Annotated in this window: 18 protein-coding genes and 1 pseudogene; 10 read left to right on the top strand and 9 right to left on the bottom strand. The window is 72.7% G+C overall.

Going from position 1 to position 24,191, the window contains the following annotated elements:
- The first annotated feature begins 75 nt into the window (after positions 1–75).
- Positions 76–2,445, top strand: a complete 2,370-nt coding sequence (locus ACFWJ8_RS07455) for a LamG-like jellyroll fold domain-containing protein (RefSeq protein WP_378810271.1) — start codon at positions 76–78, stop codon at positions 2,443–2,445.
- Positions 2,446–2,498: 53 nt separating this feature from the next.
- Here ACFWJ8_RS07455 and hutI read toward each other — a convergent pair whose 3' ends face one another.
- From hutI to hutH, 3 genes are read right to left on the bottom strand one after another with little or no spacing between them, the layout of a single operon-like run.
- Entirely contained in the window at positions 2,499–3,668 is a 1,170-nt protein-coding gene (gene hutI / locus ACFWJ8_RS07450) for an imidazolonepropionase (RefSeq protein ID WP_378810270.1), read from the bottom strand.
- A 4-nt stretch (positions 3,669–3,672) separates the two neighbouring features.
- The gene (gene hutU / locus ACFWJ8_RS07445; RefSeq protein WP_378810269.1) at positions 3,673–5,376 is read right to left on the bottom strand and encodes a urocanate hydratase; all 1,704 of its coding nucleotides are present in this window, start codon (positions 5,374–5,376) and stop codon (positions 3,673–3,675) included.
- Positions 5,377–5,378: 2 nt separating this feature from the next.
- Positions 5,379–6,965 (bottom strand): histidine ammonia-lyase, encoded by a 1,587-nt coding sequence (hutH, locus tag ACFWJ8_RS07440; RefSeq protein ID WP_378810268.1) that lies wholly within the window; start codon positions 6,963–6,965, stop codon positions 5,379–5,381.
- A gap of 79 nt (positions 6,966–7,044) precedes the next feature.
- Between hutH and ACFWJ8_RS07435 the strand changes: the two genes are divergently transcribed.
- Complete coding sequence (locus tag ACFWJ8_RS07435) at positions 7,045–7,869, top strand: IclR family transcriptional regulator (protein WP_378810589.1); 825 nt, start codon at positions 7,045–7,047, stop codon at positions 7,867–7,869.
- A gap of 19 nt (positions 7,870–7,888) precedes the next feature.
- Here ACFWJ8_RS07435 and ACFWJ8_RS07430 read toward each other — a convergent pair whose 3' ends face one another.
- Both ACFWJ8_RS07430 and ACFWJ8_RS07425 read right to left on the bottom strand, forming a co-directional pair.
- Positions 7,889–8,404: an ankyrin repeat domain-containing protein gene (locus ACFWJ8_RS07430; protein WP_378810267.1), complete on the bottom strand. Its 516-nt coding sequence runs from the start codon at positions 8,402–8,404 to the stop codon at positions 7,889–7,891.
- On the bottom strand, positions 8,404–8,877 hold the full coding sequence (locus tag ACFWJ8_RS07425) for a YbaK/EbsC family protein (RefSeq protein WP_378810266.1): 474 nt from the start codon (positions 8,875–8,877) through the stop codon (positions 8,404–8,406). Before ACFWJ8_RS07425 ends, ACFWJ8_RS07430 begins: the two co-directional genes overlap by 1 nt.
- Before the next feature lie 220 nt (positions 8,878–9,097).
- On the opposite strand from ACFWJ8_RS07425, the gene ACFWJ8_RS07420 reads away from it, so the two are divergent.
- From ACFWJ8_RS07420 to ACFWJ8_RS07405, 4 genes are all read left to right on the top strand, one after another.
- Positions 9,098–10,183, top strand: coding sequence for a Glu/Leu/Phe/Val dehydrogenase dimerization domain-containing protein (locus ACFWJ8_RS07420; RefSeq protein WP_378810265.1), 1,086 nt, complete (start codon positions 9,098–9,100; stop codon positions 10,181–10,183).
- Between the two features lie 141 nt (positions 10,184–10,324).
- Positions 10,325–11,917, top strand: a complete 1,593-nt coding sequence (locus tag ACFWJ8_RS07415) for an AMP-binding protein (protein ID WP_378810263.1) — start codon at positions 10,325–10,327, stop codon at positions 11,915–11,917.
- 79 nt (positions 11,918–11,996) lie between these two features.
- Positions 11,997–12,779, top strand: coding sequence for a ZIP family metal transporter (locus ACFWJ8_RS07410; protein WP_378810262.1), 783 nt, complete (start codon positions 11,997–11,999; stop codon positions 12,777–12,779).
- Positions 12,780–12,812: 33 nt separating this feature from the next.
- The gene (locus ACFWJ8_RS07405) at positions 12,813–14,708 is read left to right on the top strand and encodes a heavy metal translocating P-type ATPase (protein WP_378810261.1); all 1,896 of its coding nucleotides are present in this window, start codon (positions 12,813–12,815) and stop codon (positions 14,706–14,708) included.
- 102 nt (positions 14,709–14,810) lie between these two features.
- Here ACFWJ8_RS07405 and ACFWJ8_RS07400 read toward each other — a convergent pair.
- The 4 genes and pseudogenes from ACFWJ8_RS07400 to ACFWJ8_RS07385 all read right to left on the bottom strand — a co-directional run.
- A pseudogene (locus tag ACFWJ8_RS07400) lies at positions 14,811–15,989 on the bottom strand (MFS transporter); the annotation flags it as partial.
- The gene (locus ACFWJ8_RS07395; RefSeq protein WP_378810260.1) at positions 15,986–16,579 is read right to left on the bottom strand and encodes an ArsR/SmtB family transcription factor; all 594 of its coding nucleotides are present in this window, start codon (positions 16,577–16,579) and stop codon (positions 15,986–15,988) included. The pseudogene ACFWJ8_RS07400 and the gene ACFWJ8_RS07395, both read right to left, overlap by 4 nt.
- Before the next feature lie 123 nt (positions 16,580–16,702).
- The gene (locus ACFWJ8_RS07390; protein ID WP_378810259.1) at positions 16,703–18,733 is read right to left on the bottom strand and encodes a glycosyl hydrolase family 28-related protein; all 2,031 of its coding nucleotides are present in this window, start codon (positions 18,731–18,733) and stop codon (positions 16,703–16,705) included.
- Positions 18,734–18,967: 234 nt separating this feature from the next.
- Complete coding sequence (locus ACFWJ8_RS07385) at positions 18,968–20,221, bottom strand: glutamyl-tRNA reductase (protein WP_378810258.1); 1,254 nt, start codon at positions 20,219–20,221, stop codon at positions 18,968–18,970.
- Between the two features lie 17 nt (positions 20,222–20,238).
- Between ACFWJ8_RS07385 and hemE the strand changes: the two genes are divergently transcribed.
- The 4 genes from hemE to hemC all read left to right on the top strand — a co-directional run bounded on the left by hemE (position 20,239) and on the right by hemC (position 24,185).
- Positions 20,239–21,297: a uroporphyrinogen decarboxylase gene (gene hemE / locus ACFWJ8_RS07380; RefSeq protein WP_378810257.1), complete on the top strand. Its 1,059-nt coding sequence runs from the start codon at positions 20,239–20,241 to the stop codon at positions 21,295–21,297.
- Positions 21,290–22,507 (top strand): protoporphyrinogen/coproporphyrinogen oxidase, encoded by a 1,218-nt coding sequence (locus ACFWJ8_RS07375; RefSeq protein ID WP_378810256.1) that lies wholly within the window; start codon positions 21,290–21,292, stop codon positions 22,505–22,507. The genes hemE and ACFWJ8_RS07375 overlap by 8 nt, the downstream gene beginning before the upstream one ends.
- A gap of 86 nt (positions 22,508–22,593) precedes the next feature.
- A complete protein-coding gene (gene hemQ / locus ACFWJ8_RS07370) occupies positions 22,594–23,277 on the top strand; it encodes a hydrogen peroxide-dependent heme synthase (protein ID WP_378810255.1) in 684 nt (227 codons plus the stop codon).
- A complete protein-coding gene (hemC, locus tag ACFWJ8_RS07365; RefSeq protein WP_378810253.1) occupies positions 23,274–24,185 on the top strand; it encodes a hydroxymethylbilane synthase in 912 nt (303 codons plus the stop codon). Before hemQ ends, hemC begins: the two co-directional genes overlap by 4 nt.
- Positions 24,186–24,191 lie beyond the last annotated feature (6 nt).

Here is a 24,191-nt window from a genome sequence, read left to right as displayed (position 1 = left end):
CGGACGACCTGCCGCACCTCGCCGTCGAGTGCGGCATCCGTCGACTCCCCCGTCCGACGTCGAACAGGAGACCCGATGACATCACCCCAGGCCGCGCTCGCCCTGACCACAGCCGGAGTGCTGATGGCGGGCATGCTCACGGCGCCCCCCGCATGGGCGAAGCCGCCGACCGACCCGCCCGCCCCGGTGTTCGACGACGTCACCGTCCACGACCCGTCGATCGTCACATCGGGCGACGACATCTGGGTGTTCGGATCGCACGGCGCCTCCGCGCACACGCAAGACCTCATGTCGTGGACGCAGAACACGGTCGACCTCTCGCAGAACCCCGACAACGCGCTGTTCGACGACGTCTACACCGACCTCGCCGAGACCTTCGAGTGGGCGCAGACCTCGACGCTGTGGGCGGCCGACGTCATCCAACTGCCCGACGGCAGGTTCGCGATGTACTACAACGCGTGCGAGGGCTCGTCGCCGCGCTCGGCGCTCGGGCTCGCGACCTCCGACGCCGTCGACGGCCCGTACGAGAACCAGGGCGTCCTGCTCAAAAGCGGCATGCAGGGCGAATCCGAGAACGCTGGCGAGGTCTACGACGCGCGCGTGCATCCGAACACCGTCGACCCCGACGCCTTCTACGACGCCGACGGTCAGCTGTTCATGGTCTACGGCTCATACTCGGGCGGCATCTTCCTGCTCAAGATGGATGCCGCGACCGGCGAGCCGCTGCCCGGTCAGGGTTACGGCACCCATCTCGTGGGCGGCAACCACAGCCGCATCGAGGCACCGACGATCCAATACGACGACGAGACCGGCTACTACTACCTGTACCTGTCGTTCGGCGGGCTCGGTGTGACGGGCGGCTACGACGTGCGCGTCGCCCGTTCGAAGGACGTCGAAGGCCCCTACCTGGACGCCGAGGGCAACGACATGCGCGACGTGAAGGCCGATCCGACGCTGCCGCTGTTCGACGACGCCTCGATCCAGCCGTACGGGGTCAAGCTCATGGGCGGCCACCTGTTCGGGCGCGAGCTCGGCGATCCCGGCACGGGCATCGGCACCGGCTACGTCTCGCCCGGCCACACGTCGTGGTACCAGGACCCCGCCACCGGCCGCATGTTCATGGTGTTCCACGCCCGCTTCCCCGGCACCGGCGACCTGCACGAGGTGCGTGTGCACCAGATGTGGATGAACGCCGACGGCTGGCCCGTCGTCTCACCGATGCGCTACGCGGGCGAGACAGCCGGCAAGGTGAAGCGCGACGACGTCGTCGGCACGTGGCAGCTGGTCGACATGGGCAAGGAGATCACCGCGACAGCGGCAGCGTCATCCGACATCACGCTCGGCAAGACCGGTCGCATCACCGGCGCGGTCGACGGGGACTGGAAGCTCACCGGGCAGCACACCGCGACCCTCACCGTCGGCGGCGAGGTCTACCGGGGCGTGTTCGCGCCGGTGTGGGACCCCGACCTGCAGGCTTGGTCGACCGGCGTCACCGCCGTGTCGGACAGGGGCGTGACCTTGTGGGGAGGCAAGAGCGTGGAGGTCTCCGGCCGGGCAGCGGTCGACGCCGTCGCCGCCGAACTGTCACTCGGCGACACGTCGGGCGTCACGGTCGACCTCGACCTGCCGACGTCAGGCACCGGCGGCACGACGATCGCGTGGGCCTCCTCCGACCCCGCCGTGCTCGCGGCGGACGGCTCTGTGACCCGGCCGGGCATCGGCGAACCGGACGCCCGCGTGACGCTCACCGCGACGATCGCCAACGGAGAGGCGTCGGCATCCGCGCCGTTCCCGGTCACCGTGCTCGCCCGCACGCCGGGCGTGCTCGCAGGCGCCTGGTCTTTCGACGGCTCGCTCGCCGACACGGCGGGGGCGTTCGCCGCGGCGACGCCCACAGGCGCACGCATCGACGCCGCTGCCGCGGCCCCCGCAGCGTACGTCGCCGACGGCGTCGACGGGAAGGCGCTGCACCTCGACGGGACGGCGGGTGTGCGGCTGCCGGACGGGCTCGTGCAGGGATCCACATACTCGGTCAGCCTGTGGCTGCGACCGTCGGCGCTCACCGCGTACACGACGGCCTTCTTCGCCGCCGCGAACGCGAACTCGTGGGTGAGCCTCGTCCCGCGCGGACACGACGGCGTCGGCGGCTCGACCATGCTGTGGTCGGGGTCGCAGTGGTACGACGCCGGCACCGGTCAGAGCCTTCCGCTCGGGGAGTGGTCCCACGTCGCATTCGTCGTCGACGGCGGCGCGGCCTCGGTCTACGTCGACGGGGCGCTGCGCTTCCAGGGCACCGGGTTCCCCGACGTGCTCTCCGGCGCCGGCAACGTCTTCGCGCTCGGCGTCAACTGGTGGGACACCCCGTTCCAGGGCGACGTGGACGAGCTGACGGTGTGGCGCTCCGCCCTCTCGTCCGACGACGTCGCCGAGCTCGCCGGCCGCTGAGCGGACCCGGGATGCCGCAGGCCCGGGTCGAGCGACGACCCGGGCCCGTGGCGTCACAGCGGAGTGCCGCCGAGCCACACCGTGTGCACGAGGGGCACGCCGGGGCGATAGGCGAGGTGCACGCGCGTCGGGGCGTCGAGCATCACGAGGTCGGCACGTGCGCCGGGCTCGAGAACGCCGACGTCGGAGCGCCGCAGCGCTCGCGCGCCGCCGGCGGTCGCCGCCCACACCGCCTCGGCGGGCGTCATGCCCATCTCGCGCACGGCGAGCGCGATCATGAGCGGCATCGAGCTCGTGAAGCTCGAGCCCGGGTTGCAGTCGCTCGCGAGCGCCACGATGACGCCGGCGTCGATGAGGCGCCGGGCGTCGGGGTACGGCTGGCGCGTTGAGAACTCGACCCCCGGCAGCAGGGTCGCGACGGTCGCCGAGCCGGCGAGGGCCGCGACGTCGTCGTCCGACAGGTAGGTGCAGTGGTCGACGGAGGCCGCCCCCATCGCCACGGCCAGTCGCACGCCGTCGCCCGGACCGAGCTGGTTGCCGTGCACGCGCGGCAGCAGGCCGTGCACGACCCCGGCCGCGAGGATGCGTCGCGACTCGTCCGGTGTGAAGGCGCCGCGTTCGCAGAACACGTCGATCCACCGGGCGTGCGGCGCGCACGCCCGCAGCATCTCGTCGCACACCAGGTCGACGTACTCGTCGCGGCGGTCGGCGTACTCGGCGGGCACGACGTGCGCACCGAGGTACGTGACCTCGGGCGTGGCCTCGGCCGCGATCCGCGCCAGGCGTGCCTCGTCGGCGACGGTGAGCCCGTAGCCGGTCTTCACTTCGAACGTCGTCGTGCCCTGGGCGTGCAGCTCGTGCGTGAAGGCCCTCAGCCGAGACCGGAGCTCCTCGTCCGTCGCTGCTCGCGTGGCGGCGACCGTCCGTCTTATGCCGCCGGCCGCATACGGCGTGCCGGTCATGCGGGCCTCGAACTCGTCGGCGCGGTCGCCGCCGAACACGAGATGCGTGTGGCTGTCGACGAACCCGGGGATGACGGCTCGGGCGCCGGCATCCACTGTCCTCAGTCCGTCGGCGTGCGGCGCTTCAGACGCCGCGCCGACCCACGCGACCCGGTCGCCCTCGAGCAGCACTGCCGCGTCGCGCACGGTGCCGAGCGCGTCACCGGGCCGACCGACGTTGGTGGTCAGCTCGCCGATGTTGGTGATGAGGGTCGCGGTCACGCCGTCAGTCTCCCAGCATCGGCACCTGCAGGCCGCGCTCGCGGGCGACCTCCTTGGCCCGGTCGTACCCGGCGTCGACGTGGCGCATGACGCCCGTGCCGGGGTCGTTCGTGAGCACGCGCTCCAGCTTCTCGGCGGCGAGCGCCGTGCCGTCGGCCACCGTGACCTGGCCGGCGTGGATCGAACGACCGATGCCGACGCCGCCGCCGTGGTGCAGCGACACCCACGCCGCCCCGGACGCCGTGTTGAGCAGGGCGTTCAGCAGCGGCCAGTCCGCGATCGCGTCGGAGCCGTCGGCCATCGCCTCGGTCTCGCGGTACGGGCTCGCGACCGAGCCGGCATCGAGGTGGTCGCGGCCGATGACGATCGGGCCGGACAGCTCGCCCGAGGCGACCATCTCGTTGAACTTCAGCCCCGCGAGGTGTCGCTCCTTGTAGCCGAGCCAGCAGATGCGCGCGGGGAGACCCTCGAAGTGCACAGCGTCGCCCGCCTTGTCGAGCCAGCGCACGAGTCCCGCATTGTCGGGGAAGAGGGCCTTGACGGCCTCGTCGGTCTTGCGGATGTCTTCGGGGTCGCCCGAGAGCGCCACCCAGCGGAAGGGTCCGCGACCCTCGGCGAACTGCGGGCGGATGTAGGCCGGCACGAAGCCCGGGAACGAGAACGCCCGGTCGAAGCCGCCCAGCTGCGCCTCGGCGCGGATCGAGTTGCCGTAGTCGAACACCTCGGCTCCGGCATCCTGGAATCCGACCATCGCGGCCACGTGCTTGGCCATCGAACCGCGGGCGCGGGCGGTGAAGCCCTCGGGATCGCGGGCGGCTTCGGCCTTCCAGTCCTCGAACGCGATGCCCACCGGCAGGTACGCGAGCGGGTCGTGCGCGCTGGTCTGGTCCGTGACGATGTCGACCGAGAGCTCGCCGGCGCGGTGGCGCAGCAGCACGTCGCCGAACACCTCGGCGGCGTTGCCCACGACACCGACCGAGAGCGCCTCGCCGGCCGCCTTCGCGGCCACCACGCGGGCGAGCGCGGCGTCGAGGTCGGTCGTGTACGCGTCGAGGTAGCCGTGCTCGACGCGGCGGGCCAGGCGCGACTCGTCGACGTCGACGATGAGCACCGCTCCCCCGTTGAGCGTGACCGCGAGCGGCTGCGCGCCGCCCATTCCGCCGGCACCGCCGGTGAGGGTCAGCGTGCCCGACAGGTCGTCGCGCCCGAGCGACCGCGCGACGGCCGCGAACGTCTCGTACGTGCCCTGCAGGATGCCCTGCGTGCCGATGTAGATCCACGAACCGGCGGTCATCTGGCCGTACATCGTGAGGCCGAGCGCCTCGAGGCGGCGGAACTCGGGCCACGTCGCCCAGTCGCCGACGAGGTTCGAGTTGGCGATCAGCACGCGCGGCGCCCACTCGTGCGTGCGGAACACGCCGACCGGCTTGCCCGACTGCACCAGCAGCGTCTCGTCGGGTTCGAGCTCGTCGAGGGTGCGCACGATCGCGTCGAACGCCTCCCAGCTGCGAGCGGCCCGACCGGTGCCCCCGTAGACGACGAGGTCTTCGGGGTGCTCGGCGACCTCGGGGTCGAGGTTGTTCATGAGCATGCGCTTGGCCGCCTCGGCGCCCCAGCTCTTGGCCGTGCGCTCGGGGCCGCGCGGGGCGCGGACGGCGCGCTCTCCGAGGCCGCGGGGGCCCTCGGTGGTGATGTCGGTGGTGGTCATCGTCACTCCTTCGTGGTGGTCTGCAGTGCCGCCCGCGCGACGGCGCCGGAGGCGACGAGCGCGGTCACGGCCTCCATCTCGGGCGACAGGAAGCGGTCGGGGCCGGGCCCGCCGGCGACGGTGCGGACGAGGTCGCGCACGGCGCCGGTCGCGGCACCGGGCTGCAGCGGCGCGCGCAGGTCGAGGGCGCGCGCGCCGGTGAGCACCTCGATCGCGAGCACGCGGGCGAGCCCGTCGAGCGCGCGACGGAGCTTGCGGGCGGCCGCCCAGCCCATCGAGACGTGGTCCTCCTGCATCGCCGACGAGGGGATGGAGTCGACGGATGCCGGCACGGCCAGGCGCTTGAGCTCCGAGACGATCCCCGCGGCGGCGTACTGCGCGATCATGAGGCCCGAGTCGACGCCCACCTCGTCGGCGAGGAACGGCGGCAGGCCGTTGCTGCGTGCCCGGTCCAGTGCACGGTCGGTGCGGCGCTCCGAGATCGAGGCGACGTCGGCGACGGCGATCGCGAGGAAGTCCAGCACGTACGCGACGGGCGCGCCGTGGAAGTTGCCGTTGGACTCGACACGCCCGTCGTCGGTGATGACCGGGTTGTCGACGGCCGCGGCGAGCTCGCGCGACGCGATGAGCGCGGCGTGGTCCGCGGTGTCGCGCGCGGCGCCGTGCACCTGCGGCGAGCAGCGCAGCGAGTAGGCGTCCTGCACGCGCGTGCAGACGGCGGGGTCGCGGTGCGACGCGACGATCGGCGACCCGGCGAGCACGGCACGCAGGTTCGCGGCCGACACGGCCTGCCCCACCTGCGGGCGCAGCGCCTGCAGATCGGCGGCGAACACGGCGTCGGTGCCCAGCTGGGACTCGACCGACATGCCCGCGGCGACGTCGGCGGTGTCCAGCAGCACCGACAGGTCGTGCAGCGCGAGCAAGAGCATCCCGAGCATGCCGTCGGTGCCGTTGATGAGGGCGAGTCCCTCCTTCTCGCGCAGCACGAGCGGAGCGATGGATGCCGCACCCAGCGCATCGGCGGCATCCATCTCCACCGCTTCTTCCGGTTGCTGACCCTGTCGAAGCACGCGCACCGTGCCCTCGCCCATCGCGGCGAGCGCGACGTGCGACAGCGGCGCGAGGTCGCCCGAGCAGCCGAGCGAGCCGTACTCGCGCACGATCGGCGTGATGCCCGCGTCGAGCATCGCGGCGTAGGTCTCGACGACGACCGGCCGCACGCCGGTGTGCCCCGTCGCGAGCGTCTGGAGCCGGAGGAGCATGAGGGCGCGGACGACCTCGCGCTCGACCTCGGGGCCTGTGCCGGCGGCGTGCGAGCGGATGAGGCTCGCCTGCAGCTGCAGGCGGCGCTCGGGCGCGATGAAGGTGGTGGCGAGCGCGCCGAAGCCGGTCGAGATGCCGTAGTGGGGCTCGGGGTCGTCGGCCAGGCCTTCGACGAGCGCGCGGGCGGCGGCGACGCGGGCGAGCGCCTCCGGTGCGATCTCGACGCGCGCGCCGTGGCGGGCGACGGCGACGACGTCCTCCGGGCGCAGGGGTGCGGCGCCGACGGTGACGCGAAGCCCCACCGTGTCGAAAAGCTCAGTGGTCATGCCTCGATTCCACACCGCGGGGATGCCGCGCGACAGCGGGTCGTGGCATCCTGTGTCTGTGATCCCAGACGACTCGGCGATGGCCGACAGGCCGCAGGTGCCGGCCGCGGACCACACCCTGCGGATCCTGTCGTTCCTGGCACGGCAGCGCGGACCCGCCCCCGCCCGCACGATCGCGACCGCCCTCGGCATCCCGCGGTCGACCGTCTACCACCTCCTCGCGACGCTGCAGGAGCACCAGTTCGTCGTGCACCTGCCCGAGGACCGCCGGTGGGGCCTCGGGATTGCGGCATTCGAGCTCGCCGGGGGCTACTCGCGACAGGAGCCGCTCGCGCGCCTCGGCCGCCCCGTGCTCGCCGACCTCGCCGACCGCGCCGGCGAGAGCGCACATCTCGCCGTCATGCACGGCCGCGACGTGCTCTACATCGTCGAGGAGCGCGCGCCGCGGCGTCCGGCTCTCGTCACGGACGTGGGCGTGCGACTGCCCGCGCACCTGACCGCGACCGGGCGCGCGATGCTTGCGGCGCTCCCCCGCGAGCAGGTGCGGGCGCTGTTCCCGGATGCCGCGGCGTTCGCCGATCGCACCGGCCGCGGACCGCAGCGTCCCGGCGAGCTGCGCGAGCTGCTGCGCGCCGTGCGCACGCGTGGCTTCGCCGAGGAGGACGGCGAGGTCACGCTGGGCCTCCGCTCGGTCGGCGTCGTGGTGCGCGACCACACGGGATGGCCCGCGGCTGCGATCGCGCTCACGTGGCCGGCCGACGCCGAGCCGCCATCCGGCGCGGCCGAGTCCGACCCGCGCGCCGCCGAGCCCGACGCGCACGCGGCCGGGCTCGCCGCCCGTGCGGGCGCCGCGGCCGCCGAGCTGGAGCGCCGCATCGGCCGCGCCCGGCCGGCGCAGCCCTAGCGGCGACGGCGACGCGGGATCAGAGGTGCGCGTCCAGCAGCGCGACGATCTCGTCGTAGCCGCGGCCCGCGGCGAGCTCGCGCGGGGTGGTGCCGTCCCCGTCGGCGAGGGCGGGGTCGGCGCCGCCGTCGAGCAGCAGCTCGACGATGCGCTGGTGCGCCGGCCCGCCGTCGCTCAGCACGATGGCCTCGATGAGCGCGGTCCAGCCCAGCCGGTTGACGTGGTCGAGGTCGGACCCGGCCTCGATCAGCAGCGCCACCGTCGAGACGTGCCCGCGCTCGCTCGCCGGGATCACCGCGATGCCGCCGTAGCGGTTGGTGACGGTGAGGTCGCCGCCCGCCGCGAGCGCGGCGCGCACGACCTCGTCGTAGCCGTTCGCCCCGGCGTAGAGCAGCACCGAGTCGAGCAGGTCGTCGCGCACGTTCACGTCGGCGCCCTCGGCGATGAGCGCGAGCGCGGCCCCGGTGTCGCCGCGCTTGAGCGCCGCCACCGCCTCCAGCCCGGACTGCTCCGCGGCGTCGACTGCCGCCGCCATCAGTCGACCTTCGCGACCGTGCCGCCGGTGAGGCGCACGAGCTCGTCGTAGGTCAGCGGGAAGACGGTGTGCGGCGTGCCGCCCGCCGCCCAGATCTCGGGGTACTGCGCGAGGTCCTCGTCCACGACCGTCGTGAGGGGTGCGGGGTGACCGGCCGGTGCGACGCCGCCGATCGCCTGTCCGGTCGCCTCGCGAACCTGGTCGGGGTTCGCGCGCTGGATACTCCCGCGTCCGAGCCGCTCGGCGAGCGCGACGGTGTCGACGCGGTGGGCGCCGCTCGTCATGACCAGGAGCGGCTCGCCGTCGCTCAGGAAGACGAGGCTGTTGGCGATCGCGCCGACCTCGACGCCGAGCGCCTCGGCGGCGAGGACGGCGGTGGAGGCGGCATCCGGGAGCACCACGATGTCGCCGGCGATGCCGGCGGCACGGAGGGCGTCGTGGACGAGCAGGCTGCGGGTGGGGAGGGCGGTCACGGCGACAGCCTAACGAGCGGCGCATCCTGCGGCTGCCTGCACATCGAGTGCGCACGATTGCGTGCAGTCTGCACACTCGCCGACGGTGCAGTTGAACATTCCGCCGCCTCGGTGTGGAATGGAGGTGGATGCCGCGAGGCTGCGTCATCCGCTGCGGTGCGCCACCCGCACCCGCAGCACCCACCAGCGGCCCACGAAGCCCGCCGAAGGAAGCAACGCAATGACGCACACGGTCACCTCCCTGCCCCTGCCCGATTTCTCGCACGAACGGGTGGAGGTGATCACGGGGCGACGGAGCGGCCTGTTCATCGCCGTGGCGCTGCATTCCTCTGTGCTCGGATCGGCGCTCGGCGGAGCACGGCTGTGGACGTACCCGCACTGGAGCGACGCGCTCGGCGACGCGCTGCGCCTGTCGGCGGCCATGACCCTCAAGAACGCCGCCGCCGGTCTCGACGCGGGTGGCGGCAAGTCCGTCATCGCCCTGCCGCCGGGGACGGTGCTCGACGACGCCCGCCGCCGCGCCGCCTTCCTCGACCTCGGCGACGCCGTCGAGTCGCTGCACGGCCTGTACCGCACCGCCGAGGACGTGGGCTCGACGACGGACGACATGCTCGTCGTGAGCGAGCGCACCGAGCACGTCGTGGGACTTCCCGACGCCGTGGGCGGGTCGGGCGAACCGGCGGGACCGACGAGCCTCGGGGTCTACGAGTCGCTGCGCGCGACGCTGGAGCGCGTGACCGGCGAGGCCGACGTCGCCGGTCGCCGTATCACGATCTCGGGCCTCGGCCAGGTGGGCAGCCGCCTCGCGGTGCGCCTGTCGGCCGAGGGCGCGCACCTCACCGTGACCGATGTCAACCCGGCCAAGCGCGACCTGGCCGTCGAGCTCGGCGCCGCCTGGACCGACCCGGGCGGCGAGCACCTTGTGCCGGCCGACGTCTTCGTGCCGGCGGGGATCGGCGGGCTCCTCACCGACGACGTGATCGACGCGCTCGACGCCAAGGCGGTGTGCGGTCCGGCCAACAACCCCCTCGCCGATCACAGCGGCGCGACGCGGCTCGCCGGTCGCGGCATCCTCTACGCCCCCGACTTCGTGGTGAACGCGGGCGGCGTCATCTACCTCGACCTCGAGGCCAAGCAGCTGGGCACGCGTGCCGAGATCATGGGCCGGGTCGCGCAGATCGGCGACACCGTGCGCCGCATCTTCGACGAGGCCGAGGCACGCGGCGTGACCCCGCTGGAGGCCGCGGAGGGCCTTGCCGCCGAGCGCCTCGCCGCGGGCGGTCGCCAGCCGGCCCTGACGCACTGAGGCCTGCGGGCCGCCGCCCGGCGCGGCGGCCCGCTCCTCACGCCTGACACTGCGTTCCACAGTCAACGGAATCCGGTTCCAGTTTCATCATGCGAAGTGGCATGATGGGCGCAACCGTGCCGTGCGATCAAAGGAGATCCGGTGTTCACCAGTACCCACCCCGATGTCGAGATCCCCGAACTCAGCGTCTACGACTACCTGTTCTCGACGCTGACGGACGAGGATCTGGGCCGCGTCGCCCTCATCGACCCGGCCACGGGGGCCGAGACCACCTACGGCGCGCTGCGTGCGCAGATCGATCTGTTCGCAGGCGCCCTCGCCGCGCGCGGTGTCGGCCTCGACACGGTCGTGGGCCTGCTGTGCCCGAACGTGCCGGCCTTCGCCACGGTGTTCCACGGGATCCTGCGCGCCGGCGCGACCGTGACCACGATCAACTCGCTGTACACGGCCGGCGAGATCGAGAAGCAGCTGAAGGATGCCGGGGCCACCTGGCTCGTGACGGTCAGCCCCCTCCTCCCCCAGGCCGCGACCGCAGCCGAGGCGGTCGGCATCCCCCACGAGCGCGTGATCGTGCTGGACGGCGCGGCCGGCCACCCGAATCTGCGTGAGCTGCTGACCGAAGGGGCACCCGCTCCCGAGGTGTCGTTCGACCCGGCCACGCACGTCGCGGTGCTGCCGTACTCGTCGGGAACGACCGGCATCCCCAAGGGCGTCATGCTGTCGCACCGCAACCTCGTCGCGAACGTCGCGCAGTGCGTGCCCAACATGAACCTCGACAGCTCGGACCGGGTCCTCGCGGTGCTGCCGTTCTTCCACATCTACGGCATGACCGTGCTGCTCAACCTCGCGCTGCGCCGGCGGGCGAGCCTCGTGACGATGCCGAAGTTCGACCTCGTCGAGTTCCTCACCAACATCCAGAAGTACCAGTGCACGTACTTGTACATCGCCCCGCCGATCGCGGTCGCGCTGGCCAAGCACCCGGTCGTCGACCAGTTCGACATCTCCAGCGTGCACACGGTGTTCTCGGGAGCGGCGCCGCTCGACGGCGAGACGGCCGAGATCGCAGGCAAGCGCATCCACGCCCGCATGCTGCAGGGCTACGGCATGAGCGAGCTGAGCCCGGTCTCGCACGCGATGTACTACCAGCGTCACGACGAGCCGGTCAGCTCCGTCGGCGGCATGCTGCCGAACACGGTCAACAAGCTCGTCGACACCGAGACCGGCGAGGAGATCACCGAGCTCGGCCCCGACGGCGTGACTCGGCCGGGCGAGCTGTGGGTCAAGGGCCCGAACGTCATGCTGGGCTACCTCAACAAGCCCGACGCGACGGCCGAGACACTCGACGCCGACGGCTTCCTCCACACCGGCGACGTCGCCGTCTACCACGAGGGCGGCTACTTCTCGATCGTCGACCGCGTGAAGGAGCTCATCAAGTACAAGGGCTACCAGATCGCCCCCGCCGAGCTCGAGGCGCTGCTCCTGAGCCACCCGAAGGTGATGGATGCCGCCGTCATCGGCGTCCTCGACGACGACAAGCAGGAGATCCCGAAGGCCTTCATCGTGGCCGCCCCCGACTCGGGGCTCACCGAGGACGAGGTGATGGCGTTCGTCGCCGAGCAGGTCGCCCCGCACAAGAAGGTGCGCCGCGTCGAGTTCATCGAGGCGATCCCCAAGTCCACGGCCGGCAAGATCCTCCGCAAGGACCTGCGCGCCCGCGAGACCGCCACCGTCTGACACCCGCGATCGCGGCGGGATGCCCCGGCGAATGCGTTTCGCCGGGGGCATCACTCACGTCCGCCGCTAGGTTGGCGCCATGGAAGGGCTCTGGCTCGCTGCGCTGAGCGGCATCATCGGCGGCGGGACGCTGCTCGTGGGCGCGGGGGTGGCGTGGTTCGTCGACATCCCGCAGCGGGTCGTCGCGGGCATCATGGCGCTCGGTGCGGGTGTGCTGATCTCCACGCTCGCGTTCGAGCTCGTCGAGGAGGCGGCGGCCGACGGCGGGCTCGTGCCGACGACCGTCGGGTTCCTGGGCGGCGCGATCCTGTACATCGTCGCCGACCAGCTCGTCTCGAGGCCGAAGAGGCGCACGCCGGTCGCCGGGGTCGACGGCGACGGCAGCGCGAGCATCGTGGCACGGCGCGCGGGCAGCGCCGGCGTCGCCAGCGGAGCGGGGCTCGTGATCGCGATCGGGGCGCTCATCGACGGCATCCCGGAGTCGATCGTGATGGGGCTTTCGGTGCTCCAGGGCGGGATCAGCATCCCGATCGTGGCCGCGATCGCGATCAGCAACTTTCCCGAGGGCCTGGGGTCGACCGCTGCGCTCAAGCGCGGCGGCAGCAGCGGACGGTTCGTGGCGATGCTGTGGATCGGCATCGCCCTGATCACCGTGGTCGCCTCGATGCTCGGGTTCGCGGCCTTCCAGACGGCGTCGGCGAACCTGATCGCGCTCATCACGACGATCGCCGCGGGCGGCCTGCTCGCGATGGTCTGCAACACGATGATCCCCGAGGCGTTCGACGAGCAGCATGCGCTCACCGGGCTGTGGGCGACCATCGGGTTCCTCGGCGCGTTCCTGCTGCACGAGCTCGCCGGCTGACCGGTTCGCGCGAGCTGTGCCAGTGTGTGTGGCATGAGGTTCCTGCGCTGGTTCGTCCGGTTCCCCGTCGTGTGGTTCACGATCATCGTGCTCGTCGCGGTGCTGACGCTGGACGCTTCGGGCTTCGTGCGCACCGCGAAGTGGATCGCGATCGTGTACGTGAGCGTGGTCATCGTGTGGACGATCGTCGGCATGGTCCGCGACGTCATGCGCGGCCACGTCGGGCTCGACGTGCTGGCAGTGGTCGCCATGATCGCGACGATCGCGGTCGGCGAGTACGTGGCGTCCCTGGTCATCGTCCTGATGCTGTCGGGCGGCGAGGCGCTGGAGGACTACGCCAGTCGTCGCGCCAAGCGGGAACTCACGTCGCTGCTGGACCGCTCGCCGCAGGTGGCGCACGTGCTGGTGCATCCGCAGGCCGACAGCGACGAGGTGCAGGACGCGGATGCCGCCGACGTGCGCGTCGGCGACGTGCTGCTCGTCCGGCCCGCCGAGATCGTGCCGGTCGACGGCACGCTGCTGAGCGACGACGGCTCGTTCGACGAGTCGTCGCTGACCGGCGAGAGCCTTCCGGTGAGCCGTTCGGCGGGCGACGAGGTGCTGTCCGGGTCGGTCAACGGCTCGCGTGCCGTGCGGATCCGCGCGCTGCGCCGCAGCGCCGACAGCCAGTACCAGCAGATCGTCGAGCTCGTGAAGCAGGCGCAGGAGGACCGGGCTCCGACCGTCCGCCTCGCCGACCGGTTCGCGATCCCGTTCACGGCGGTGTCGCTCGTGATCGCCGGCGCCGCCTGGGCGATCTCGGGCGATCCGGCGCGCTTCGCCGAGGTGCTGGTGCTCGCGACGCCGTGTCCGCTCCTCATCGCCGCGCCGGTGGCGTTCCTCGGCGGCCTGTCGCGGGCGGCGAAGGCCGGCATCATCGTCAAGGGCGGCGCCGTCATCGAGCAGCTCGCGCGCGTGCGGTCGGCCGCGTTCGACAAGACCGGAACGCTCACCGAGGGTCGACCCGACCTCGTCGCGGTGGAGCCGGCACCGGGCTTCGACGAGGAGGAGCTGCTCACGCTGGCCGCGTCGGCCGAGCAGTACTCCAGCCATGTGCTCGCCGACGGGATCCGTCGCGCGGCCGCGGGGCGCGGCATCCACCTGCTCGCCGCCGCCGAGGCGCACGAGGTGGCGACGAACGGGGTGACGGCGCAGATCGACGGACGCACGGTCGTCGTCGGCAAGCCCGCGTACGTCGCCTCGATCGCGCCCGACACCGAGCGGCGGAGCATCCGCGAGGGCGAGGCGGCCGCGTACGTCGCGGTCGACGGCCGGTTCGCCGGCACGCTTGTGCTGGCCGATGATCCGCGTCCCGAGTCCCGGGCGGTCGTGTCGTGGCTGCGCGACACCGGCGTCGAGCGGATCGCCATGCTCACCGGCGACGCGCAGGCGACGGCGGATGCCGTGGCCCGGGGCGTCGGGATCACCGACGTGCACGCCGAGCTGCTGCCGCCCGAAAAGGTGCACCTGGCCGCGCAGATGCGTCCGCGCCCGGTCATGATGGTCGGCGACGGCGTCAACGACGCGCCCGTGCTGGCGGCCGCCGACATCGGGGTCGCGATGGGCGCAAAGGGATCGACGGCCGCCGGCGAGGCCGCCGATGCCGTGGTGCTCAAGGACTCGCTCGTCGGCATCGCCGACGCCGTCTCGATCGGGCGCCACACGCTGCGCGTCGCCTACACCGCGATCTGGATCGGCATCGCGCTGAGCATCGGGCTGATGCTCATCGCGACGACCGGCGTCATCCCGGCGGTGGCGGGCGCCCTGATCCAGGAGGGCGTGGACCTCGCGACGATCCTCTACGCGCTGCGGGCGCTGACGGGTCCGGCGACGGGGCTGGTGGTGCCCGCCGCGAAGCCGCACGAGCGGGCGGCCGTCGACGCCGTCTGACGGGGAAGACGAGGATGCCGTCGCCCGGCCGGGCGACGGCATACACCCCTCACAAACCCTGGGGGGCACGACGGGCGCGGCGCGACGGGCGAGCAGCGCGGTCGCGGCGCCGAGCACCACGGCGGCGACCGAGACCCAGATCAGGATCCGGAAGTCGACGACCGCCAGCAGACCGGCGCCGACGATCGAGGCGAGCGTCTGCGGCAGGTTGACCACGACGTTCGCGGCGGCGCCGGTGCGGCCCTGGAGGGCGTCGGGCGTGAGCCGCTGGCGCAGCGTCGCGAACGCCACGACCGTGGGCGGGATGCCCATGCCCAGCACGAACATGCCGGCACCGCCGGCCACGACCGAGCCGAACGCGAACGGCACGCTCCCCGCCGCGACGAGCAGCAGGCCGAGGGCAGCCGTGCGTCCTTCGCCCCACCGGGTGACGAGGGTGGCCGACAGCAGGCCGCCGAGCACGGCGCCTGCCCCCTGGATCGGCACGAGCACGCCGATCGCGGCGGGGTCGGCCTGCATGGCGTCGAGGGCGGGGAACACGACGATGTTGAGGAGCCCGGTCGCGCCGAAACCGATCGCCACCGCGATCGTGACGACGCGCAGGCTCTGCGGCGCGAACAGGTGCTCGAATCCGGCCGCGAGCTCGCGGAAGTAGCCGCGCCCTGGTTCCCGCTCGGGAGCCGCCGTTCCCACGGGGAGGCCGGCGACGATCACCGCCGCCACCGCGAAGCAGCCGGCGGTCAGCACGATGACTGCGGGCGCGCCGAGCCACACGTACAGGGCGGTGCCGATGAGCGGCGACACCAGTCGCAGCGCGTTGTCGATGGTCGACAGGAGCCCGTTGCCCGAGGCGAGCTGGTCATCGCGCAGCATGGCCCGGATGATGCCCGACTGGGCCGAGGCGGTGACATAGCCGGCCGCACTGTAGACGACGACCACCGCGTACACGAGCCACAGCTGCTCGACCCCCGACACGAACAACAGCGAGAGCAGCACCGGGACCAGCGCGACGTTGTTGATCACGAGAAGCCGGCGGCGCGGCATCCGGTCCGCCAGCATGCCGATGAACGGCGCGAGGATCGCGGGGACGCCCAGCGCCACGAACACGAAGCCGGCGGCGACGTCGGAGCCGGTGAGCTCCTTCACCCACACCGCGATCATCAGGTACAGGGCGCTGTCGCCGAGGTTGGTGGCGACCCATGCACCGGCCAGCCGCGGGAAGCCCGGCGCCGACCACGCGACCGGAAGGCGGATGCCGCGCCGCGCGGCCGCGCCGGTCATCGGCCCGCCTCCTGGTCCGAGTCGGCGAGGGGCTCGGGGTTCACCACGGCGAAGAAGCGCGAGAACCGCGCACCCTCAGGGCGTTTGGACGGGTCGGCATGGCGCCCGGCGAAGCGCTCCGTGATGTCCTGCACGTCACGGCTCAACTGGGCGAGCTCTTCAGCGGTGGCCCAGAACGACGACCGCGTGAACGTCGTCGCCTGCAGCCATTCGTCGCTCTCGCGGTCGATGCGAGAGAACCAGTCCATCGCCCGCAGGTACTCGGACTCGAGTCCGAGGGATGCGACGGCCTGCACCGCGAGCAGGGAGCCCGGGACGTCCGGGTCGGGACGCATGTCGAAGTCCGCCGTCTTCACGCGCCACGGCTTCTCGCGGCCGCGGCGGTCCGCGCGCTCGATGTAGCCGTACTTCTCGAGCGTGCGCAGGTGGAACGAGCAGCTGGCGGGCGACTCCCCCAGCGCCGCCGCGCACTCGGTCGCGGTCGCCTCACCGACGTCGGCCAGGTGGTCCAGCAGCGCGATCCGCACCGGGTGCGCCAATGCACGGATCCGTTCCGGATCCGTGATCCGCTCGCGTCGTTCAGGTGCCATGCGTCACAGCGTAGATTCTAAAGACTTCTTTCGCAAGACTTCTTCAGAATGACTCGCCGCAGAAGGGTGGATGCCGCCACCCGGCCGGGTGGCGGCATCCCTCATTCCCTCACGGGCGCCGGATCAGGGCCACGGCGACGGTGCCGGCGGCGCCACCACCGGCGGCCGGTCGTTGCACGTGATGGTGTTCGGCAGCTCCCACGCCGCCAGCCACGGACCCGTCGTGCCGCCGCCGTCGTTGCCGCCGAGGTCGGTCACCGAGAACTCCGAGCCGGAGGGCGGGAACCCGAACGATCCGCAGTTGTTGATGCCCACGGCGCCGACGCTGCGCGCATCCACGTTCTGGAACGACGCCCCGCCCTTGACCCGTGCGCTCAGCACCGACGTGCCCGTGCCGTCGACCTGCACATCGGCGAAGGACACGTCGGTCATCGAGTAGAGGTCCTTCACGCCCCACTCCGAGACCAGCATGATCGCGTTGTACGTACTGTCGAGGTAGTGATCCCCGGTGACGTGGATGCCCGAGATCGAGCCTTCCAGGGCGTACACCCACAGGGAGCCGAGCCCGATGTTCCAGTTGAGCTCGCGCGTCCCCGCGCGCACCGTCGTGTTGTCGCGGAACGTCAGCGTCCCCGCGAACGGGTGCGCGCCGAACCGCGAGCCGGCGTGCAGAGCGCTCCCCTCGCGGATCGTGTCGGCGACGAGGTTGCCGGCGACGGTGTTGTCGGTGCCGCCGTAGATCGCGATGCCGTTCGCGAGGTTCGGCGTCTGGACCGTGTTGCGCTCGAACGTGTTGCGGGCGTTCGTGAGCGTCGTGCCGCCCTTGGACTCCGCCCACATCGCCAGGCCGTCGTCGCCGGAGTTGCGCACGAAGTTGTGCCGTGCGACCGAGTCCGTCACGCCGATGTGGAAGTTCAGCGCATCGGCGATCTGGTCGACGATGATGTTGCGCTCCACCGTGACGTTCGACATCGGCCCGTCGAACCACATGCCCACCTTGGTGTGCTGGATGTACAGGTCCGAGAACGACGAGTCGTGGAACGCCCCGCCGATCGCGTTGACCTGGTCGGTGTCGATGCGCTCGCGCACGTCGCCCACGATCGAGAAGCCCGACAGGTGGACGTCGGTGCTGCCTCCGTCTGCGGCATCCTTGCCGTAGAAGCCCACGCCGGTGTGCGTGGAGCCGTCCGGCGCGGGCTCCGAGAGCGCGACCTGCGATCCCTTGATGATCGTGTACCAGTTGCCCGCGCCCTCGATCGTGACGTCGTCGACCTCGATGTGGCGGTCGACGCGGTAGGTCCCCGGCGGGATGTAGACCGTGAGCTTCGTCTTCTTCGCGAAGGCGATGGCCTTGTCGATGGCCGGGGCCGAGTCCTTGCGACCCGTCGGGTCGGCACCGAACGCCAGCACGTTCGACGCCTTGAGCTTCACGGAGGGCTTGCCGACGAGCTCGGTGTCGATGAGGTCGATCACGGTCCACGCGACGCCCGCGGGCGCGGTCAGCCGGACCTTGTCGCCGGCCTTGTACGTCTTGAGCAGGAGCAGTCGCTCCTCGTCGTAGAACTTCATCGGGCGGAAGGGCTTGGCCGGCTCGTAGCCGGGCTGGTCGAACTGCGGCACGCACGCGCACTCCGCGAGCCACCAGTCCGGATGCAGCAGCCCCGCGTTCGGGTCGTTGGTGAACGGGTACTGGTTGTAGAGGTACGAGTACTGCGACGTCATCTGCAGCGACGTCGTCTGCGAGCCCACCTTGACCGCCAGCGGCGCTGTGAGCCCCCCGCCGGCGGGCGCGTCGGGGATGCTGTAGCGCACGGTGAGCGCATTGGTCGCGGCCGGCAGCGTGAACTCCACGTACTGCCCGGGTGCCAGGCGGACCGCCGAGCGTCCCGAGGCCTCGGCCTCGATCGTGTACGCCTCACGGCCCGCTCCGATCACGGTGCCGTTCGTGACGGCGTTCTCGGCCTCCTGCTCCAGGAACGAGACGTCGGCGCCGCGTCCGGCAACGAGCGCCGGATCGAGCGCCGCGCGCGTCACGACGGGCGCGGGCGTGTTCCAGCCGGGTGGCGCCGCGACGGCGGCCTGCGCCGTCACCGCCATTCCCACGGTGAGAGATGCCGCGGCCACAGCCGCGACGAGGGTTCGGGATCGTGTCATCGTCGACTCGCTTCATCCGGGGTGGGACGGGCGGCGATGCCCGCTCGCGCTCAATCTAGAGGCGCAGCGCGGGAGTTCTCAAGCGATTGTCGCCTTCTTGCAAAACTCTGCAGACATCTTGCGCGCATTGCGCAGACTTGCGCGCCACGGGACGTGGCATCCCATCCGGCGGAACGGATGCCGTCACGGTCCACGCCGCACGTGGGCCTGAGCCGACCGGCCTGGCGTCGACCGCTACGCGGTGGCCCAGAGGTCGTCGTCGTCCTCGGCCGCTGCGGCGGGGGCTTCGACCGTGAGGCCGTGGAGCAGGCCGAGCGCGTCGCGGACGTCGTCGATGCGTCCCTCCACGGCGAGCTCGCGCATGCGCACCGACGGCTTGTGCAGCAGCACGCCCGCGAGGTGCCGCAGCGCCGCCTCGACGTCGTCGCCGGCGCCGCGCGCGCGGGCGCGGGCGATCTCGTCGTCGACGACCTTGAGCACCTCGCCGCGCAGCGCGGTGATCGCGGGACCCACCTCGCGGTCGGCCGCGAACTCCGTCGCGGCGTCGCCCACGATGGCGCGGGCGTCGGCGTGGGCGCTGAACTCCTCGAGCGGCGCGTGCAGGCGGATCGTCTCGAGGTCGAGCAGCTCGACCCCGTCGACCTCTCCGACCGCCGGATCCACGTTGCGGGGCAGACCGAGGTCGATCACGAGCACGCGACGACCCGACACGAACGCGTCGGCGTGCACGACCGCATCGGCGGTGCACGTGATCACCACGTCGGCCTGCGCGGCCGCAGCGGCGAAGTCGGCGACCGGCAGCAGCCCGCGCTGCACGGCGAAGCCCTCGGCGCGGCCGGAGGGCGAGAAGACGTGGATGTCGCCGGCTCCGCGGGCACGCAGCGCGTCGACCGTGCGGGCGGCGTAGCGCCCGGTGCCGACGAGCACGATGCGCGCGGCCGACCAGTCGGCGACGCGGCTGGAGGCGAGCTCGAGGGCGAGGCGCACGAGCGAGCGGTGGGCGCCGCGCAGCTGCGTGCGATTGCGCACGCCACGGCTGGTGTGGGTGGCCTTCTGGAACAGCCGCTCCAGCTCTCCGCTGGTCAGGCCGTCGGCACGGGCGGCGTCGAGCGCCCGCCGCACCTGGCCCGAGATCTCGTCCTCGCCGACGACGACGGACTCCAGCCCGCTGGTCACGGCGAACAGGTGGGCTGCGGCATCGGCCCCCTGGTGCACGGCGACGGACGCACGCAGCAGTTCCGGCGACACGTCGGACGCCTCGGCCATCGCCTCGACGACCGACTCGACAGCGACGGCCTCGCCGCCGGTGAGCGGCTCGTCGATGTCGAGATAGGCCTCGAAACGGCTGCACGTGGCGAGCACGACAGCCCCGGCCACGAAGATCTCGCGCTCGACGAGGGCACGCGTCGCCGTGGGCGCCCCCACGGAGAGACGCTCCAGGGTGTCGAGGCTCGCGTTCCGATGGTTCGCGGTCAGACAGAGGAGCACGACTCTAATCTTAACGTGTGACGTTGCATGACTCTCACCCTTCCGTCCTTCAGAGAAACGATCCCCCCGCGCTGATACGCGCGTACCGCGGCGAACGCCCCGCGGTGACGCCCGTCTGGTTCATGCGGCAGGCGGGTCGTTCGCTGCCGGAGTACCGCGAGCTGCGCGTGGGGACCGACATGCTCGACGCGTGCCTGAACCCCGAGCTGGCCAGCGAGATCACGCTCCAGCCGGTGCGCCGTCACGGCGTCGACGCGGGCATCTTCTTCAGCGACATCGTGATCCCGGTGCGCCTGGCGGGTGTCGACGTGCGCATCGTCGCCGGCCGCGGCCCGGTGCTCGAGAACCCGGTGCGCACCGCCGCCGACATCGCGTCGCTGCCCCCTCTCGACCCGGAGTCGCTCGCCCCGATCCGTGACGCCGTCGCGCTCACGGTCGCCGAACTCGGCACCACGCCGCTCATCGGGTTCGCGGGTGCGCCGTACACGCTCGCGTCGTATCTCGTCGAGGGCGGCCCGTCGAAGGAGCAGCTCAAGACCCGCGCGCTCATGCACTCCGACCCCGACGCCTGGGCCGCGCTGCTCACGTGGTGCGCACGCATCACCGGGGCGTTCCTGCGCGCCCAGCTCGAGGCCGGCGCGTCGGCGGGCCAGCTGTTCGACTCGTGGGCGGGCTCGCTGAGCCTCGCCGACTACTCCGACCACGTCGCCCCGTTCTCGTCGCTGGCGTTGGACGCCGTGCGCGACCTCGACGTGCCCCTCGTGCACTTCGGCGTCGGCACGGGCGAGCTCCTCGCGCGGATGCGCGACGTCGGCGTCGACGCGGTCGGCGTGGACTGGCGTCTGCCCCTCGACGAGGCCGTGCGCCGCGTCGGCCGGGAGGTCACCGTGCAGGGCAACATCGACCCCGCACTGCTGCGCGCGCCGTGGCCCGTGCTGGAGGCGCACATCGTCGACGTGCTCGAGCGCGGCAAGGCGGCCCGGGCCCATGTGCTCAACCTCGGACACGGCGTGCCGCCGGACACCGACCCCGCCGTCCTCACGCGCATCGTGGAGTTCGTGCACGCGCATGCCTGAGCGCTCCGACCGCTACTCGGTCGTCGGCGGCGGTGTCGGCGGGCTCGTCGTGGCCCGCCGGCTGGCGGCCGCCGGTGCCCGGGTGACCGTGTTCGAGGCATCCGATCATCTGGGCGGCACCGTCGCCCGTCACGAGGTCGCGGGACTCGGACTGGATGCCGCGGCCGAGAGCTTCGCCGTCCGCGGCGGCACCGTCGCAGCGCTGCTCGGAGAGCTCGGCCTGCAGGACGACATCGTCGCGCCGGCGCCCGGCCCTGCCTGGCTGCAGCCGGTCGCCGGAGACGCGGTGCCGCTGCCGGCGACCGCGCTCCTCGGCATCCCGGCGGACCCGCTGGCGGACGACGTCGTGCGCGTGGTCGGACACGAGGCCGCCGCGCGCGCGGTCGAGCTCGACGCCCGCCCCGTGGGCGCCCTGCCCGACACCCTCGGCGCACTCGTGCGCGAGCGCCTGGGTGACGGCGTGCTCGATCGCCTCGTCGCGCCGGTCGTGCACGGCGTGCACTCGCAGCACCCCGACGAGCTCCCCGTCACCCGCGCCCACCCGGGCCTCGCCGACGCCGTGCGCGCCGCCGGATCCTTGAGCGGCGCCGTCGTGCGCCTGCGCGCCGCCGCTCCCCCGGGTGCGGCCGTCGCCGGCATCCGCGGCGGCGTCCACCGCGTCGTCCCCGCGCTCGCGGACGACCTGGGCCGCCTCGGCGGCGAGGTGCGCCTCACCGCGCGCGTCGACGACCCGTCCCGCCTGGAGGGCACGGTGATCATCGCTGCGCCCGGCATCGCGGCGCCCGCCGCCCCCGGGCGTCGCATCGACCTCGTCACCCTCGTGGTGGAGCAGGACGAGCTGGATGCCGCCCCCCGCGGCACCGGGCTGCTCGTGGCCGCAGGGGCGCCGGTGGGCGCCCGGGCGCTCACGCACGCGACGGCGAAATGGGCCTGGCTGCGCGAGGCCGCCGCCGGGCGCCACGTGGTCCGGCTGTCGTACGACCAGACCCCGGGCGACCCGGTCGCCGCAGCGGTCGCCGACGCGGAGACGCTCCTCGGGGTGCGGCTGCCGGTCGTGGTCGGCGCGGCGCACGTGTGGTGGATGCGGCCGGCCGCGGCATCCACTCCCTCCGGTGACGTCGTGGTCGTCGGCGAGACGGTCGCCGGCTCGGGGCTCGCGGGCATCGTCGCGCACGCCGAGCGCACCGCGGCCGACCTGCTCGCCCGCTGACCCGCCCGCTCCGGCCGCCCGACGCCGACCGTGCTCGGCAGACCGTGCGGGGAGGACCCCTGCGGCAGGAGTGGGAGAATGGAGGCATGACGGATGCCCCGGCCCAGACCTCCCCTGACACTCTCGGCTACACCCTGTGGGCCGTGTTCCGGCGGGACCCCGCACGCCCGGCGACGGCGGGCGATCTGACCGCTGCGGTCGCCGAGGTCGAGGCATCCGGAGTCGTCGTCCGCGGGTTCTACGACGTGTCGGGACTGCGCGCCGATGCCGACCTCATGATCTGGCTCACCGGCGTCGGGGTCGCCCCCGAGGTGCTGCAGTCCGCGCTGCGCACGCTGCGCCGCGCCGAGCCGCTCGCGAGCCTGCTGCCGGTCTGGAACGCGATGGGCGTGCACCGCGACGCCGAGTTCACCGCCAGCCACCTGCCGGCGTTCATGCGCGACAAGGACCCGGAGGCCTGGCTCACGGTCTACCCGTTCGTGCGGTCGTACGACTGGTACATCCTCCCCGACGACGAGCGTCGTCAGATGCTCGCCGACCACGGTCGCAAGGGCGCCGCGCACCGCTCGGTGCTGAGCAACACCGTCGCTTCGTTCGCCCTCGGCGACTACGAGTGGATCCTGGCGCTGGAGGCCCCCGAGCTCGTCGAGCTCGTCGACCTCATGCGCGACCTCCGCCAGACCGAGGCCCGCCGCCACGTGCGCGAGGAGGTGCCGTTCTTCACCGGGCGCCGGGTCGGCCTCGACGAGATCGCCGAGGTGCTCGCGTGAGCAGCCTGCGGATCGGCACGCGCGGCAGCACGCTCGCGCTCGCCCAGACCGGGATGTTCGCCGACGACCTCGCCGACGCGACCGGAGCGACCACCGAGATCGTCACGATCACGACCGATGGCGACCGCTCGAACGAGCCCCTGTCGCGCGCGGGCGGCACCGGCCTGTTCACCGGCGCGCTGCGCGACGCCCTCGAGGCCGACGAGTGCGACATCATCGTGCACTCGCTGAAGGACCTGCCCACCGCACCGCACGAGCGCCTCGTGATCGCCGCGATCCCCGCCCGTGAGGACCCGCGCGACGCCCTCGTCGCCCGCGACGGGCTCACGCTCGAGCAGCTCCCCGCCGGCGCGCACGTCGGCACCGGGTCGCCGCGCCGCATGGCTCAGCTGCGGGCACGGCGCCCCGACCTCGAGGTCGTCGACATCCGCGGCAACGTCGACACGCGGCTCGGCAAAGTGACGAGCGGGGAGCTGGATGCCGTCATCCTCGCCGCCGCCGGCCTGCGGCGCATCGGCCGCGCCGACGTCGTGACGGAGTTCCTCGACGCCGACGCGTGGCCCACGGCGCCCGGTCAGGGGGCCTTGGCCGTCGAGGTGCGGCGCGGCGACGAGGACCTCGTCCGCGCCCTGGACCACGCCGAGACCCGCGCGGCCGTCGAAGCCGAGCGCGAGGTGCTCGCACTGCTGGAGGCGGGCTGCTCCGCACCGGTCGGCGCACGCGCCGTCGTCGACGCGGGCCTCCTGCTGCTGTCGGCGAGCGTCTACAGCCTCGACGGCACCACCATCCTCACCTCGTCGCACGCCGCGGTCTGGCCCGATCAAGAGGCCTCGCGCGACGTCGCGGCCGCCGTCGCACGCGAGCTGCTCGCGGCCGGTGCCGCCGACCTGACCGGAGAACGCCCGTGATCGATC

Source organism: Microbacterium sp. NPDC058389, assembly GCF_042722305.1.
GTDB lineage: Bacteria > Actinomycetota > Actinomycetes > Actinomycetales > Microbacteriaceae > Microbacterium.
This window is presented reverse-complemented; position numbering and strand designations above follow the sequence as displayed.

Coding starts and splice junctions, on each gene's coding strand:
- ACFWJ8_RS07435 (WP_378810589.1), top strand. CDS start 7,045: ATGGCCGACAGGCCGCAGGTGCCGGCCGCGGACCACACCCTGCGGATC.
- ACFWJ8_RS07430 (WP_378810267.1), bottom strand. CDS start 8,404: ATGGCGGCGGCAGTCGACGCCGCGGAGCAGTCCGGGCTGGAGGCGGTG.
- ACFWJ8_RS07420 (WP_378810265.1), top strand. CDS start 9,098: ATGACGCACACGGTCACCTCCCTGCCCCTGCCCGATTTCTCGCACGAA.
- ACFWJ8_RS07395 (WP_378810260.1), bottom strand. CDS start 16,579: ATGGCACCTGAACGACGCGAGCGGATCACGGATCCGGAACGGATCCGT.
- hemQ (WP_378810255.1), top strand. CDS start 22,594: ATGACGGATGCCCCGGCCCAGACCTCCCCTGACACTCTCGGCTACACC.
- ACFWJ8_RS07455 (WP_378810271.1), top strand. CDS start 76: ATGACATCACCCCAGGCCGCGCTCGCCCTGACCACAGCCGGAGTGCTG.
- hutH (WP_378810268.1), bottom strand. CDS start 6,965: ATGACCACTGAGCTTTTCGACACGGTGGGGCTTCGCGTCACCGTCGGC.
- ACFWJ8_RS07410 (WP_378810262.1), top strand. CDS start 11,997: ATGGAAGGGCTCTGGCTCGCTGCGCTGAGCGGCATCATCGGCGGCGGG.
- ACFWJ8_RS07405 (WP_378810261.1), top strand. CDS start 12,813: ATGAGGTTCCTGCGCTGGTTCGTCCGGTTCCCCGTCGTGTGGTTCACG.
- hutU (WP_378810269.1), bottom strand. CDS start 5,376: ATGACCACCACCGACATCACCACCGAGGGCCCCCGCGGCCTCGGAGAG.
- ACFWJ8_RS07375 (WP_378810256.1), top strand. CDS start 21,290: ATGCCTGAGCGCTCCGACCGCTACTCGGTCGTCGGCGGCGGTGTCGGC.
- ACFWJ8_RS07390 (WP_378810259.1), bottom strand. CDS start 18,733: ATGACACGATCCCGAACCCTCGTCGCGGCTGTGGCCGCGGCATCTCTC.